Here is a 14,226-nt window from a genome sequence, read left to right on the forward strand (position 1 = left end):
CGTTCGGCACGGCGTCTAGCCGTACATTTGCGCACGCTCGCGACCAACGGGCGGTAGGGACAAAGTTGACAGCGCAGGCCCCGCCCAGCGATGTTGGGCGGGGCCTGGTGCTGTCGAGTGGCCATGAGGACCGAGGATTCGGAAAGGAAGACCGTTGTCGATCGAACGAGTAGGCGTCGTCGGGGCCGGACAGATGGGGGCGGGCATCGCCGAGGTGGCCGCCCGCGCCGGCGTCGACGTCAAGGTCTTTGAGACCACCGACGCCTTGGTCACCGCCGGACGCAACCGCATCGTGAAGTCGCTGGAACGCGGCGTCAGCGCGGGCAAGATCACCGAGCGGGAACGCGACGCGGCGCTGGGGCAGCTGACCTTCACCACCGACCTCAACGATTTCGCCGACCGGCAACTGGTGATCGAAGCGGTCATCGAGGACGAGAGCGTCAAGGCCGGCCTGTTCGCCGAACTGGACCGGGTCATCACCAACCCGGATGCGGTGCTGGCGTCCAACACCTCGTCGATCCCGATCATGAAGATCGCCGCGGCCACCAAGAACCCGGGCCGGGTGCTGGGCCTGCACTTCTTCAACCCGGTGCCGGTGCTGCCGCTGGTCGAACTGGTCAGCACCCTGGTCACCGACGAGGCCGCCGCCGCCCGCACCGAGGAATTCGCCAGCGCGGTGCTGGGCAAACAGGTGGTGCGCTGCTCGGACCGCTCGGGCTTCGTGGTGAACGCGTTACTGGTGCCCTACCTGCTCTCGGCGATCCGGATGGTCGAGGGCGGGTTTGCCACCGTCGAGGACGTCGACAAGGCGGTGGTTGCCGGGCTGTCGCATCCGATGGGGCCGCTGCGGCTGTCCGATCTGGTCGGCCTGGACACGCTGAAGCTGATCGCGGACAAGATGTACGAAGAGTTCAAAGAACCCCACTTCGGCGCGCCGCCGCTGTTGCTGCGGATGGTCGAGGCAGGTTTGCTGGGCAAAAAGTCCGGCCAGGGCTTCTACAGCTACTAATCAGGGTTATTCGTCGTCACCGACACAGCGCTACCCGCCGTCATCGACCCCAGGTAGTGCAGGTAGGCTGCACGACGTCCGAACGAACGAGAGTTGGGTAGCGGTTTCGAATGCCTGAGCTAACACCGTACTACGAAGAATCGCAGTCGATCTACGATATTTCAGACGAGTTCTTCGCGTTGTTCCTGGACCCGACGATGGCGTACACCTGCGCCTACTTCGAGCGCGACGACATGACCCTGGAAGAGGCGCAAAACGCCAAATTCGACCTGGCGTTGGGCAAGCTCAACCTCGAGCCCGGGATGACGCTGCTGGACATCGGCTGCGGCTGGGGCGGCGCGCTGCAGCGGGCCATCGAGAAATACGACGTGAACGTGATCGGTATCACGCTGAGCCGCAACCAGTCCGAGTACAGCCGCAAGCGGCTGGCCAAGATCCCCACCGAACGCAACGTCGAGGTGCGGTTGCAGGGCTGGGAAGAATTCAACGAGAAGGTGGACCGAATCGTCACGATCGGGGCCTTCGAAGCGTTCAAAGCCGAGCGCTACCCGCTGTTCTTCGAACGCGCCCACAGCATCCTGCCCGATGACGGGCGGATGCTGCTGCACACGATCTTGACCTACCCGATTCAGGGTTTCCGTGAGCAGGGCATCGAAGTGACGATGAGCGACATTCGGTTCATGAAGTTCATCGGCGAGGAGATCTTCCCGGGCGGTCAGCTGCCGTGCGTGGAGGACATCGAAGAACTCGCCAAGAACTCCGGATTCGACCTGCAGCGCATCCACCTGCTGCGCCCGCATTACGCGAAGACCTTGGACATTTGGGCGACCAACCTGGAAGCCAACAAGGAGCGCGCCATCGCCGTGCAGTCCCAAGAGGTCTACGACCGCTACATGCACTACCTGACCGGCTGCGCGAACTTCTTCCGCAAGGGCATCAGCAACGTCGGCCAGTTCACCCTGGTCAAATAGGCCCGGCGCGGCCCCGTTCACCCAGCTTGACCCGCCTCGGCCGGTTGGCCTACACCGGCCGAGGCGGGATCGGTGACGGGTGGGGCTGGGTGTTGAAGTTTTCCAACGACCCGCCCACTTCGACGATCCCGCACAGCGCGTTCCAGCTCAGCATCGTCAGGTAGTCGATCAGCTCATCGGAGCTCATCCGGGGGTGCGACATCCAGGAGTGGGTGGCCAACTGCACCCCGCCGACGATCAGGAACGCCCACGGCTCCACGCCGCGGGTGTCCATCCCGGCTTCGGCCGCCCGGCGGCGCAGCATCACCGCGAGCATGCGGGCAATGATTTGCTCGCTGTCGGCGATCACTTTGCTTTTGCTGGCCGAGTTGTTGGCCATCACGAACCGGTACGGTTCCGGCTCGGCGGCCACGGTCTCCACGTACACCCGGATGATCTCGCGGGTCAGGTCAAACCCGTCCAGGTGCGACGACAGCGCCGCGGCCATATTGGGAATCAGCGTGGTTTGCGCGAAGCGCATCATCACCGCGGTGGTCAGGTCGTTCTTGTCGACGAAGTACCGGTACAACACGGTCTTCGACACGCCGATCTCGGCGGCGATCTCGTCCATGCTGACGTTGCTGCCGCGGCGTCGGATCGCCTCCAGCGTGCCCTCGACCAACTCGGTGCGTCGCTCCATCTTGTGCTGGCGCCAACGCCGCTTCCGACCATCGATCTTTACGGTCCCGACCGGGGTCTGTTCTGCCACTATTGCGGATTCCCATTCACTAGACGCTCTCGATACTACGGCCTGTCGGGACCCGTTCCGCGGCACCGTCTCGGTGCCCGGGTAAGTCGAGTCACAGTAACTGGGCCCATGGTGGTTGCTGCGGTAGCGGATGATGGTTGGGTGGCACAACAACCCAACCCGGCGGGGGGCCGGCACCGGTCGGCGGCGCCGCCGGCGCGCCGGCGGTCGACGTCGTTCGCCGAAAGCTTCGCCGGCGCCGACCCGGTGGCCGACGCCGAGCGGCGCCGCGGCCTGCGCCGGATGAAGGTGGTGGCGCTGAGCTTCCTGCTCGGGGCCACCGCGGTGTTCCTCGGCTGCCGCTGGGCGCAGTCCGGCGGCACCGCGGCCGGCTGGGTGGGCTATGTGGGCGCCGCCGCCGAAGCCGGCATGGTGGGCGCGTTGGCGGACTGGTTCGCCGTCACCGCGCTGTTCAAACATCCGCTGGGCATCCCGATCCCGCACACCGCGATCATCAAGCGCAAAAAGGACCAGCTCGGGGAGGGCCTGGGCACCTTCGTGCGGGAGAACTTCTTGTCGCCGTCGGTGGTGGAGACCAAGCTGCGCGACGCGCAGGTGCCCAGCCGGCTGGGCAAGTGGCTGTCGGACCGCTCGCACGCCGAACGGGTGGCCGCCGAGGCCGCCACGGTGCTGCGGGTGGGCGTGGAACTGCTGCGCGACGAGGACGTGCAGCACGTGATCGACCGGATGATCGTGCGGCGCATCGCCGAACCGCGGTGGGGCCCGCCGGTGGGCCGGGTGCTGGCCAGCCTGCTCGCCGAGCACCGCCAGGAGGCGCTGATCCAGCTGCTGGCCGACCGCGCCTTCCACTGGTCGCTGAACGCCGGTGAGGTCATCCAGCGGGTGGTCGAGCACGACTCGCCGAGCTGGTCGCCGCGGTTCATCGACCACCTGGTCGGCGACCGCATCCACCGCGAGCTGATGGACTTCACCGACAAGGTGCGCCGCAACCCCGACCACGACCTGCGCCGCAGCGCCACCCGGTTCCTGTTCGAGTTCGCCGACGACCTGCAGCACGACGAGGCCACCATCGCCCGCGCCGAGGCGGTCAAGGAGCAGCTGATGGCGCGCGACGAGGTCACCAACGCCGCCGCGGCGGCGTGGAAGACGCTCAAGCGGCTGGTGCTCGACGGCGTCGACGACCCGTCCAGCGCGCTGCGCACCCGCATCACCGACACCGTGATCCGGATCGGGGAGGCGCTGCGCGACGACGCCGAGCTGCGGGACAAGGTCGACGACTGGCTGGTGCGGGCCGCCCAACACCTGGTCTCCCAGTACGGCGTGGAGATCACCGCGATCATCACCGAGACGATCGAACGGTGGGACGCCCAGGAGGCCAGCCGACGCATCGAACTGCACGTCGGCCGGGATCTGCAATTCATCCGCATCAACGGCACCGTGGTGGGCTCGTTGGCCGGGCTGGTGATCTACACCGTCGCGCAACTAGCGTTCTGACCTGCGCTAACAACTGCTTGCAAAAGTTAGCACGAGGTTGTAGCGTGGTGCGCGCCAACACCGGCGATCCGACGCAAGGAGTTTGCCAATGCCGCAGGACGAAAAGCTTGCCGCAGTGGTATCCACCGCCGCGTCGGATATCGGCAGCTTCATCAGGGCGCAGCGTGAGGCTGCCCAAGTGTCGGTGCGGCAACTGGCCGATAAGGCCGGTGTGAGCAATCCGTACCTCAGCCAGATCGAGCGCGGATTGCGCAAACCGTCTGCCGATGTACTGAACCAGATCGCCAAGGCGCTCCGGGTGTCCGCCGAGGTCCTCTACGTCCGGGCCGGGATCCTCGAGCCCAGCGAGAAGAGCGAGGTCCGCGACGCCATCATCGCCGACACGGTGATCACCGAGCGGCAGAAGCAGGTTCTGCTCGATATCTACACCTCGTTTGTGCAACAAAACGACGCTGCCCGTGAGGAGCCCACCCCTGCTTGAGCTTCGATAACCCACCCCAGACATCCGTCCCCAACAGTCATTTCGTGAAAGGAAACACCATGGCCGAGAACCCGACCATCGACGACCTGAAGGCCCCGCTGCTCGCCGCGCTGGGTGCCGCCGACCTGGCCCTGGCCACCGTCAACGACCTGCTCGCCGAGCTGCGGGAGCGCGCCGAAGAGGCCCGCACCGACACCCGCAGCCGGGTCGAGGACCGCCGCGCCCGGCTGACCAAGCTGCAGGAGGAGCTGCCCGAGCACCTCGCCGAGCTGCGCGAGAAGTTCACCGCCGACGAGCTGCGCAAGGCCGCCGAGGGCTACGTGGAGGCCGCCACCAACCGGTACAACGACCTGGTCGAGCGCGGCGAGGCCGCGCTGGAGCGGCTGCGCAGCCAGTCGAGCCTCGAGGACGCCTCGGCGCGCGCCGAGGGCTACGTCGAGCAGGCCGTCGAGCTGACCCAGGATGCGCTGGGCACCGTCGCGTCGCAGACCCGCGCGGTCGGCGAGCGCGCCGCCAAGCTGGTCGGGATCGAGCTGCCCGGCAAGAAGGAAGCCCCGGCCGCCAAGAAGGCCCCGGCCAAGAAGGCCCCGGCTAAGAAGGCTGCCGCCAAGAAGGCCCCGGCCAAGAAGGCGCCGGCCAAGAAGGTCACCCAGAAGTAGTTCCACGACACGGGTGGTCCGGCTGTCCGGGGGGCAGCCGGACCACCCGTCGTCATTTGTGGGCTCCGGCTACGCCCGATGGCCCGCCTGGCCCCCTCGCGCGACGCGCTCGGCATCGTCGCCGGGCTAGGCTGTCAGGGTGATGCTGCAAGCTGTGCCGGGGACCGTCATGTTGATATTGCAGATCGCCGTATTGCTGACGACGGTGTATGCGTTCGTGCACGCGGCGATCCAGCGGCCCGACGCCTACACCGCCGCCGGCAAACTGACCAAACCCGCCTGGCTGGGCATCCTCGGGGTCAGCGTGCTGCTGACCTGGTTGCTGCAGATCCTGGGCGTGGTGATCGCCGCCTGCGCGGCCGGGATCTACCTGGTCGACGTGCGGCCGAAAATTCTGGAGATTCAGGGGAAGTCGCACTGAGTCGATGCGGGCCTGGATGACCGCCCCGGTGGCGGTGGCCGCGGCGTTGCTTTTCGCCGCCCCCGCCTCCGCCGACGAGAGCCCGACCCAGGCGCCGTATGCCCCGCCGTTCGTCGACCACACCGAATGGGTGCAGTGGGCCGGTAAGCCCAGCCTGCGGGTGTACCCGACCGCGGCCGGGCGGGCCGCGGCCGGCGACGTCGGGACCGGCGCGCAGGGCGACGAGGCGTGGGCCGAGGTGCTGACGCTGGCCCCGGACGCCGACACCCCCGGCATGCGGGCGCAGTTCCTCTGCCATTGGCAGTGGGCCGAATTCGCCCAACCGGGCAAGACCAGTTGGAATCTGGAGCCGTGGCGACCGGTGGTCGACGACGGCACCATGTTGGCCGCCGGCTGCAACCCCGGCGGCGCCGAGGAGCCGTTCTGATGCCACCTACCCGCGACCAGGTCGCCGCCCTCGTCGACCACACCCTGCTCAAACCCGAGGCCACCGCCGCCGAGGTGGTCGCGTTGGTGGGGGAGGCCGCCGAGCTCGGCGTCGCCGCGGTGTGCGTGTCGCCGTCGATGGTGCCGGTCGCGGTGGCGGCCAACGCCACCGCGCTGCCGATCGCCGCGGTGGCCGGCTTCCCGTCCGGCAAACACCTGTCCGCGGTCAAGGCGCAGGAGGCGGCGCTGGCCGTGGCGGCGGGCGCCGCCGAGATCGACATGGTCATCGACGTCGGCGCCGCGGTGGCCAAGGACCTGGCCGCGGTGCGGGCCGACATCGCCGAGGTGCGCGCCGCGGTGCCGGCCGCCGTGCTCAAGGTGATCGTGGAATCGGCGGTGCTGCTGGATCGGGCCGGGGAGGCGGTGCTGGCCGACGTGTGCCGCGCCGCCGCGGACGCCGGCGCCGACATGGTGAAGACCTCCACCGGGTTTCACCCCGCGGGCGGGGCGTCGGTGCCGGCGGTGACGCTGATGGCGCACACCGTGGGCGACCGCCTCGGGGTCAAAGCCAGCGGCGGGATCCGCACCGCCGCCGACGCCGTCGCGATGCTGGAGGCCGGCGCCACCCGGCTGGGGCTATCCGGCACCCGGGCGGTGCTCGACGGCCTGGGTTAGCCAGCCCGACTTCTCCTCCCGCCGCTGCGCGGCGCGCATCGTCGTCGGGCGGATCAGAGCCCGCTGAAGCAGTCCTGACCGGTCTGCGACTGCGACGACGCCGGGATGGTGGCGTTGCTGCTGGAGAAGGTGGCCTCCACCCCGCTATCGGTCACCTTCACCCCGTCGGCGTGGATGCCCAGCGGGTAGTTCTTGGTGGCCTTCGAGGTGAGGTCGTCCAGGTGCTGCTGCACCGACTGGGTGGACTTCTCGGAGCCCAGCGCCTTGAGCTGGACCACCTGCAGCGACAGCCCGTTGTCGACGATCTGCGGTTTGACGGTGGCGCTGTCCAGCAGACCCTTCAACTTGATGGTGCCGTCGCTGGGGTTGGTTTCCACGCTGCTGGTCACCAGGTCGCCGAGCACCGGGATGGCGTCCTGGATCGACTGCTTGATGCCGTCCGCCGACCAGGTGATGGTGCCGTTGAGGGCGCCGATGGTGCCCTTGGAGTCGCCGGAGCGGTTCACTTGGATGTTCTGGATGTCGAGGTCGACGGTCATGCCCTTGGCGTCGCGCACCTGGTTGCCGGCGGTGTGCACCGAGATGTCGGTGTAGTGACCGGTGAGGTACTGCCACAGCACCGGGGGCGTCGAACTGAACGACACCTTCGCGGTGTCTTGGACCTCGCACTGCACCGCGTCGGTGATCACGCTGGCCGCGTGGTGCCGGGCGTAGACCTCGGTGCCGACCAGCCCCACGACCACCACCGCCAACGCGATCGCCACGATCAACACGATGGACTCCGGGCCGCGGATAAAACGTCGCTTCTGGGTTGGCGGTGTGGTCATCCGCGTGATTCTGCCCGATCAACCTGAACGGTCACTAAAGGCCTCCGTCGCTTAGAGGTTGGCAAAGCACGGGTTTTGACCGTGCGTCGGGATGCTGGCGTTTCGGGTGGAGAACTTCGCAATCACACCGGTATCGGTGACCTGCAGGCTGTCCGGGTGGATGCCCAGCGGGTATTTGCTGGTCAACTTGTCGGTGAACTTGTCCAGCTCGGGCTGAATGTTCTCCGTCGCCAGCGCCCCCGCGAAGCTGGCCAGCCCCGACAGCTTGACCAGCTGCAGCGACAGCTGGTTGTTCTGCACCTGGGGTTTGACGACCACACCGCCCAACGTGCTCTTGAGTTCGACGGTGCCGTCGTCGGGGTGGGTGGTCACGCTGTCCACCATCTTGCCCAACAGCGGCACCATGTTTTGGATGGTTTGCTCGATGCCGCTGGCCGACCAGATCAGGGTGGCGTCCAGGGCGCCGATGGTGCCGCCGGAGTCGCCGGTGTCGTGCAACCGGACGTCGGAGATGCTCAGCTCGGCCGTCATCTCCTTGGCGTCCTTGATCTGGTTGCCGGCGGTCTTGATGGAGATGTTGGTGTAGTGGCCGGTGATGTGCTGCCACAGGAACGGCGGCGACACCCCGAACGACGCCTTGGCGTTGTCTTCCACCTCGCACTCGGTGGCCTTGGTGATCTTGTCGTCGGCGATGTGCCGGGCGTAGAGCTCGGCGCCGATCAGCCCGGCGACCACCAACGCCAGCGTGGTGACGAAAACCAAAAAGATCGACAGCGGATCGCGCAGGAAGCCGAACAGGTTGCGCTTGGGTTGGGCCGCCGGTGCCGAGAAATCCATCGTCGTGGTCTGGCCGGTCGGCGGTTCCACCGGGAGGTCCTGCGTGGTGATCGGCGGCGGGCCGGGAATCCGGTTGGTGGGGGGTTCGTGGGCGTCCCGGCCCACCCTCATCTGCCGGGTCGGCGACTCCGACGGCCGGGTGTGTGATCCCGGACCGGCCGGCGGCTGCGGTTCCGGCGCGGGCCGCTTCGGCATCGGGGCGGTCGGGCGGGCCCAGGGCGAATGATCGCCACCGTGCGGAGGTCCTGGTGGGTTGCTCACGTGCGCGATTCTGCCTTATCGGTTAATTGATGCGAACGAAGTCTGCGCGGTTGCGCAGCACCGCGAGGGTGTCCCGGGCGGCGGCGACGGCGTCGACCTCCAGGTCGGCGACCACGAGTTCCGGCTGCGCACCCGCGGCGGCGACCACCTCACCCAACGGGGAGGCGACCAGGCTGCCGCCCACCCCGGTCGGCGCCGTCGAGGCCAGGGCGCGGCCCGGATCGGCCTGCCCGACCGCGGCGATGTAGCTGGTGGAGTCCAGCGCGCGGGCGCGGGCCAGCAGCGTCCACTGCTGCAGCTTGCCCGGACCGGAGCCCCACGATGCGCACACCGTGATCAGCTGTGCGCCGCGGCGGGCCAACTCGGTGTAGAGCTCCGGGAACCGGATGTCGTAGCAGGTGCTCAACCCGACCCCGATGCCGTCGACGGTGATCACCACCGGCTGCGAACCCGGCGCCACCGTGCGGGATTCGGTGAAGCCGAACGCGTCGTAGAGGTGGATCTTGTCGTAGTGGGCGTCGGTGCCCGGACCGGTCGCGAGCAAGGTGTTGGTGACCCGGCCGTCGCCGGACGGGGTGAACATCCCGGCGATCACCGTGACGCCGGCTTCGGCGGCGATGCGCCGCACCGCGTCGGCCCACGGCCCGTCGGTGGGCTCGGCGATCGGTTGGAGCGGAACGCCGAACCGGCACATGGTGGCCTCCGGGAACACCACCAGCGCCGCGCCGGCCTCGACGGCCCGCCCGGTGTACTCGCGCACCAGTTCCAGGTTGGCCGCCGGGTCGGTGCCGCTGAGGATCTGCGCCAATGCGATCCGCATGCCCGCCACCCTACGAGGTCGCCCGGACCGTCGAGTCTGCGGTGGTGGCGTCGAGTCTGCGGTGAGGGCGTCGAGTCTGCGGTGGTGGCACCGAGCCTGCGGTGAGGGCGTCGAGTCTGCGGTGGTGGCATCGAGTCTGCGGTGAGGACGTGTATTCGGCCGATTTGTCGGCGTGGACGCAGGCTCGGTGCCGTGAGCGCAGTTTCGATGCCCTGGACGCAGGCTCGGTGCCGTGAGCGCAGTTTCGATGCCCTGGACGCAGGCTCGGCGCCCTGGACGCAGGCTCGGCGCCCTGGACGCAGTTTCGATGCCCTCACCGCAGTTTGGATGCCGTGGACGCAGGCTCGACGCCGTGAGCACAGGCTCGCGGGCCGACGCGCGGGCCAAAACCCGCCAAAGCCAAAGCGGAGCTAGTCCGACTCGGCCACCCACCGCGTGGTGAACCGCTGCTCGGCGGTCATCAGCTCGGACAGCTTGGTGCCGATGATGCTCTCAATCTTGCCGCCCACCAACGGGATATCGACGTGGACCGTCGCGGTGAAGGTCAACCGGCAGCCGGTTTCGGTGGGCGCCAGCTGCGCCTCGCCGGACAGTGACACCGGCGCCGCCAGCACCTTGCCGCTGACCTGGGCGAACGCCTTGCCGTCGCGGACCGGGCTCCACGTCTCGTTGCGGACCACCTCCAGGTCGCCGCGGTGAAATTGGGTGGCCAGCGCCGGCAGCCGCTCCCGGTACAGGGCCTGGGTGGTGGTCACCGCCACCCGGCCGTCGGGCTCCACGGTCATCGAGTCCAGCGTCGCGGTGTCGGCCCCGGAATCGGCCAGCCGGGCCAGCCAATACCCCTCGTCGCAAAACGCCGCATGCACCTGTTCAACGCTGGCGTGGTATTCGGCCGACAAGTCGAATGAACGCGGCATAGCAGGTCAGGCTACCGTTACGGCCCGTGGTGGGAACACTGTTCGCCGGTGCGCGCGTCGCGCAGGCGGTGCCGTTGGCGCCGTTGACCACGCTGCGGGTCGGTCCGGTCGCGAAAACGGTGATTACCTGCACCAACGCCGACCAGGTGGTCGCCACGCTGGGCCACCTCGACGCCCACGACAGCGGGCCGGTGCTGGTGTTGGCCGGCGGCTCCAACGTGGTGATCGCCGACGACCTGACCGATCTGACCGTGGTGCGGCTGGCCGCCGACCGGATCAGCATCGACGGCGCCGTGCTGCGCGCGGAGGCCGGCGCGGGGTGGAACGAGGTGGTGGTGGCCGCCACCGCGGCCGGTCTGGGCGGGCTGGAGTGCCTGTCTGGGATTCCCGGCTCGGCTGGCGCCACCCCGGTGCAAAACGTCGGTGCCTACGGCGTCGAGGTCGCCGACACCCTGACCCGGGTGCGGCTGCTGGACCGGCGCAGCGGCGTAGTGCGCTGGGTGCCCGCCGCCGAGCTGGGCTTCGGGTACCGGACCAGCGTGCTGAAACACTCCGCGGATGCGGTCGTGCTCGAGGTGGAGTTCGCGTTGGACGCGTCGGGGGCCAGCGCGCCGCTGCGCTACGACGAGCTGACCGCCGCGCTGGGGGCAAGCACCGGTGAGCGCGCCGACCCGGCGGCGGTGCGCGCCGCGGTGCTGGCGCTGCGCACCCGCAAGGGCATGGTGCTCGACCCCGCCGACCACGACACCTGGAGTGCCGGCTCGTTTTTCACCAATCCGGTCGTGGCCGCGGAGGTGTATCAACGGCTGGCCGACAGCCTCGACATTCCCGTCCCGCACTATCCGGCGCCGGACGGGGTGAAGCTGGCCGCCGGCTGGCTGGTGGAGCGGGCCGGGTTCGGCAAAGGCTACCCGGGCAGCGACGGGGCGCCGTGCCGGCTGTCCACCAAGCACGCGCTGGCGCTGACCAACCGCGGCCACGCCACCGCCGCCGACGTGCTGGCGTTGGCCCGCACCGTCCGCGACGGGGTCGCCGATGTGTTTGGCATCACGCTGACCCCCGAACCGGTGCTGGTCGGTTGCGCGCTGTAGCTGGCGAATTTTCGGGGTGGTCGCTGCTGCCCGGTATCTTGGTTCCTCGTGAGCACGCCCAGCGACCCGCAGCCGATCAACCGGCGGAAGGCGTTGGCGGCGCTGGCGATGGGGATGGCGGTGCCCGGGGTGCTGGCCGCCTGCTCCAAGGAGTCGGGCAAACAATCCGAGGACAGCAGCGCCCCGGCGGCGCCCAGCCTGACGTTTGCGCCGCACGACGCCGCCGCCGACGTGCTGCCCACCGCGCCGGTCAGCGTGGAGGTCCGCGACGGCTGGTTTCAGCGGGTCGCGTTGACCAACCCGGACGGCAAGGTGGTGGCCGGGGCCCTCAACCGGGACCGCACCCGCTACACCGTCACCGAGCCGCTCGGCTACGGCGCGTCCTACACCTGGTCGGGCTCGGTGGTCGGCCACGACGGCAAGGCCGTCCCGGTGGCCGGCAAGTTCACCACGATCACCCCCACCAAGGTCATCGACGGCGGGTTCCAGCTGGCCGACGGGCAGACCGTCGGCGTGGCCGCCCCGATCATCATCCAGTTCGACGCCCCCATCTCCGATAAGGCCGCCGTCGAGCGGGCGCTGACCGTCACCACCGACCCGCCGGTGGAGGGCAGCTGGGCGTGGCTGCCCGACGAGGCGCAGGGCGCGCGGGTGCACTGGCGCACCCGCGAGTACTACCCCGCGGGCACCAAGGTCAGCGTCGACGCCAAGCTGTACGGGCTGGCGTTCGGCGACGGCGCCTACGGCAAGCAGGACTTCAACCTGAACTTCCAGGTGGGCCGCCGGCAGGTGGTCAAGGCCGAGGTGTCCTCGCACCGCATCCAGGTCGTCACCGACGCCGGGGTGATCATGGACTTCCCGTGCAGCTACGGCGAGGGTGACCTGGCGCGCAACGTCACCCGCAACGGGATCCACGTGGTCAGCGAGAAATACGCCGACTTCTACATGTCCAACCCGGCGGCCGGCTACTCCAACATCCACGAGCGCTGGGCGGTGCGGATCTCCAACAACGGCGAGTTCATCCACGCCAACCCGGCCAGCGCCGGCGCCCAAGGCAACAGCAACGTCACCAACGGCTGCATCAACCTGTCCACCGGCGACGCCGAGCAGTACTACGCCAGCGCCATGTACGGCGACCCGGTGGAGGTGACCGGCAGCTCGATCGAACTGTCCTACGCCGACGGCGACATCTGGGACTGGGCGGTGGACTGGGGCACCTGGGTGTCGATGTCGGCGCTGCCGCCCACGGAGGGGCAAAAGCCGGCGCCGGGGACGAAAATCCCGAGCACCGCGCCGATCACCCCGACCAACGCGCCGACCCTGTCGGGCACCCCGACGACGACGTCGCCTAACGGCCGACCCGGCGGGTAGCGCTGGCCTGATCGCGGGGCCGGATGACGATCTGGTCCAGGTTGACGTGCGGGGGCCGGGACGTCACGAACCCGATCACCTCGGCGATGTCGGCGGCCACCAGCGGGGTCATCCCGGCGTAGACGGCGTCGGCGCGCTGCTGGTCGCCGCCGAACCGCACCAGGGAAAACTCCGTCTCCACCGCGCCCGGCGCAATCTCGGTGAGCCGCACCGGTTTTCCCAGCAGCTCGCCGCGCAGGGTGCGGTGCAGCGCGCCCTGGGCGTGTTTGGCCGCGGTGTAGCCGGCGCCGCCGTCGTACACCTCGAACGCCGCGATCGAGGTGATGGTGACGATCAGCCCGTCCCCGGAGGCCACCAGTTTGGGCAGCAGCGCCCGGGTCACCCGCAGCGTGCCCAGCACATTGGTCTCCCACATCCAGCGCCAGTGCTCGAGGTCGGCCTGCTCGACCGGTTCCAGGCCCTTGGCCCCGCCGGCGTTGTTGACCAGCACGTCGACCCGGCTCAGCCCGGCCGCCAGCGCGTCGACGGCGGCGGCGTCGGTGACATCGGCCACCACGGCGGTGCCGCCGATCTCGTCGGCCAACGCGGTGATCCGGTCCTTGCGGCGGGCCACCGCGACCACGTGAAAGCCTTGCCCGGCAAGGGTTCTTGCGGTCGCTTCGCCGATTCCGGCGCTGGCGCCGGTGACCACGGCAATCTTTTCGTGCGCCTGCGATGTCGCCATCTGGCCAACCTTAAGGCGTGTCGGGCGACACCGCGCCGCGTGCCTGCTCGGCGGGCCGATTCCGCGCGGCCGGGGGTCCCCCTTTCGGCCGGCAACCTCGGCACGCTAAATTTCTCGGTGTGTATCGCAGTGCCGAGTTCTCGCTCACGGCCGCCTGTCCCATGGGCGGTGCGTGTTGTTGCGCACCCCGCCGCACCTGACTTAGCACCGTCCCGCTGAGTCGCCCGGTGTGGCCCGAGCCCATCGTCGGAACTCAGGACAAAGGACATCGCGTGCGCACCACCTCCCTCACCACCCACTCCCACACCGCCGCCACTCGTCGGGCCCGGTCCCACCCGCACGTGGCGGCGCCGTCGCTGCACCTGGCCGACGCCGCGGCGGCCTCGTGGTTCTGGGCCGCGCGGGTGCGCGGGCCGATCGCCCGGGACGCCATCGCCGGGGCCACCTCGCTGTCCATCGCCACGGTGAACCGCCAGGTCACCGCGCTGCTGGAC

Annotated in this window: 17 protein-coding genes and 1 pseudogene; 12 read left to right on the plus strand and 6 right to left on the minus strand. The window is 69.0% G+C overall.

The annotated features are described in order from the left end of the window. Positions 1-154 precede the first annotated feature (154 nt). Together BKN37_RS09400 and BKN37_RS09405 are read left to right on the plus strand one after the other, a co-directional pair. On the plus strand, positions 155-1,009 hold the full coding sequence (locus BKN37_RS09400) for a 3-hydroxybutyryl-CoA dehydrogenase (RefSeq protein ID WP_083341687.1): 855 nt from the start codon (positions 155-157) through the stop codon (positions 1,007-1,009). Between the two features lie 110 nt (positions 1,010-1,119). Next, a complete protein-coding gene (locus tag BKN37_RS09405) occupies positions 1,120-1,980 on the plus strand; it encodes a cyclopropane mycolic acid synthase family methyltransferase (protein ID WP_071024783.1) in 861 nt (286 codons plus the stop codon). 49 nt (positions 1,981-2,029) lie between these two features. On the opposite strand, the gene BKN37_RS09410 is transcribed toward BKN37_RS09405, so the two are convergent. Next, positions 2,030-2,728, minus strand: a complete 699-nt coding sequence (locus tag BKN37_RS09410) for a TetR/AcrR family transcriptional regulator (protein WP_071024786.1) — start codon at positions 2,726-2,728, stop codon at positions 2,030-2,032. A gap of 108 nt (positions 2,729-2,836) precedes the next feature. On the opposite strand from BKN37_RS09410, the gene BKN37_RS09415 reads away from it, so the two are divergent. From BKN37_RS09415 to deoC, 6 genes are all read left to right on the plus strand, one after another. After that, positions 2,837-4,222, plus strand: coding sequence for a DUF445 domain-containing protein (locus BKN37_RS09415; RefSeq protein WP_083341688.1), 1,386 nt, complete (start codon positions 2,837-2,839; stop codon positions 4,220-4,222). A gap of 88 nt (positions 4,223-4,310) precedes the next feature. Beyond that, positions 4,311-4,703: a helix-turn-helix domain-containing protein gene (locus BKN37_RS09420; protein WP_071024790.1), complete on the plus strand. Its 393-nt coding sequence runs from the start codon at positions 4,311-4,313 to the stop codon at positions 4,701-4,703. Positions 4,704-4,762: 59 nt separating this feature from the next. Continuing rightward, positions 4,763-5,362, plus strand: a complete 600-nt coding sequence (gene hbhA, locus BKN37_RS09425) for a heparin-binding hemagglutinin HbhA (protein ID WP_071024792.1) — start codon at positions 4,763-4,765, stop codon at positions 5,360-5,362. 145 nt (positions 5,363-5,507) lie between these two features. After that, positions 5,508-5,783 (plus strand): DUF2516 family protein, encoded by a 276-nt coding sequence (locus BKN37_RS09430; RefSeq protein ID WP_207547227.1) that lies wholly within the window; start codon positions 5,508-5,510, stop codon positions 5,781-5,783. Between the two features lie 16 nt (positions 5,784-5,799). Continuing rightward, positions 5,800-6,210: a DUF2599 domain-containing protein gene (locus tag BKN37_RS09435; protein WP_095407037.1), complete on the plus strand. Its 411-nt coding sequence runs from the start codon at positions 5,800-5,802 to the stop codon at positions 6,208-6,210. Then, a complete protein-coding gene (gene deoC, locus BKN37_RS09440; protein ID WP_071024798.1) occupies positions 6,210-6,884 on the plus strand; it encodes a deoxyribose-phosphate aldolase in 675 nt (224 codons plus the stop codon). Before BKN37_RS09435 ends, deoC begins: the two co-directional genes overlap by 1 nt. 53 nt (positions 6,885-6,937) lie before the next feature. Here deoC and BKN37_RS09445 read toward each other — a convergent pair whose 3' ends face one another. Together BKN37_RS09445 and BKN37_RS09450 are read right to left on the minus strand one after the other, a co-directional pair. Further along, positions 6,938-7,711, minus strand: a complete 774-nt coding sequence (locus BKN37_RS09445; RefSeq protein WP_071024800.1) for an LmeA family phospholipid-binding protein — start codon at positions 7,709-7,711, stop codon at positions 6,938-6,940. A gap of 51 nt (positions 7,712-7,762) precedes the next feature. Further along, positions 7,763-8,578 (minus strand): LmeA family phospholipid-binding protein, encoded by an 816-nt coding sequence (locus tag BKN37_RS09450; RefSeq protein ID WP_242657172.1) that lies wholly within the window; start codon positions 8,576-8,578, stop codon positions 7,763-7,765. Between the two features lie 13 nt (positions 8,579-8,591). Between BKN37_RS09450 and BKN37_RS29825 the strand changes: the two genes are divergently transcribed. Continuing rightward, positions 8,592-8,774 carry a hypothetical protein gene (locus BKN37_RS29825; protein ID WP_242657173.1) on the plus strand — a complete coding sequence of 61 codons (183 nt, stop codon included), beginning with the start codon at positions 8,592-8,594 and terminating at the stop codon, positions 8,772-8,774. Between the two features lie 57 nt (positions 8,775-8,831). Here BKN37_RS29825 and BKN37_RS09455 read toward each other — a convergent pair whose 3' ends face one another. Together BKN37_RS09455 and BKN37_RS09460 are read right to left on the minus strand one after the other, a co-directional pair. Then, a complete protein-coding gene (locus BKN37_RS09455; protein ID WP_071024802.1) occupies positions 8,832-9,629 on the minus strand; it encodes a carbon-nitrogen hydrolase family protein in 798 nt (265 codons plus the stop codon). Between the two features lie 410 nt (positions 9,630-10,039). Next, positions 10,040-10,546 (minus strand): DUF2505 domain-containing protein, encoded by a 507-nt coding sequence (locus BKN37_RS09460; protein WP_071024805.1) that lies wholly within the window; start codon positions 10,544-10,546, stop codon positions 10,040-10,042. A gap of 26 nt (positions 10,547-10,572) precedes the next feature. Here BKN37_RS09460 and BKN37_RS09465 point away from each other — a divergent pair, with 26 nt between their 5' ends. Then, entirely contained in the window at positions 10,573-11,637 is a 1,065-nt protein-coding gene (locus tag BKN37_RS09465; protein ID WP_071024807.1) for a UDP-N-acetylmuramate dehydrogenase, read from the plus strand. A gap of 108 nt (positions 11,638-11,745) precedes the next feature. Then, positions 11,746-13,008, plus strand: coding sequence for a L,D-transpeptidase (locus tag BKN37_RS09470; protein WP_095407038.1), 1,263 nt, complete (start codon positions 11,746-11,748; stop codon positions 13,006-13,008). Here BKN37_RS09470 and BKN37_RS09475 read toward each other — a convergent pair. Continuing rightward, positions 12,986-13,732 carry an SDR family NAD(P)-dependent oxidoreductase gene (locus BKN37_RS09475; RefSeq protein ID WP_071024811.1) on the minus strand — a complete coding sequence of 249 codons (747 nt, stop codon included), beginning with the start codon at positions 13,730-13,732 and terminating at the stop codon, positions 12,986-12,988. The two genes, BKN37_RS09470 and BKN37_RS09475, sit on opposite strands and share 23 nt — an antisense overlap. 272 nt (positions 13,733-14,004) lie before the next feature. On the opposite strand from BKN37_RS09475, the pseudogene BKN37_RS09480 reads away from it, so the two are divergent. Further along, positions 14,005-14,226: pseudogene (locus BKN37_RS09480) on the plus strand (hypothetical protein); the annotation flags it as partial.

This window comes from Mycobacterium talmoniae (genome assembly GCF_001854525.1).
Taxonomy (GTDB): Bacteria; Actinomycetota; Actinomycetes; order Mycobacteriales; family Mycobacteriaceae; genus Mycobacterium; species Mycobacterium talmoniae.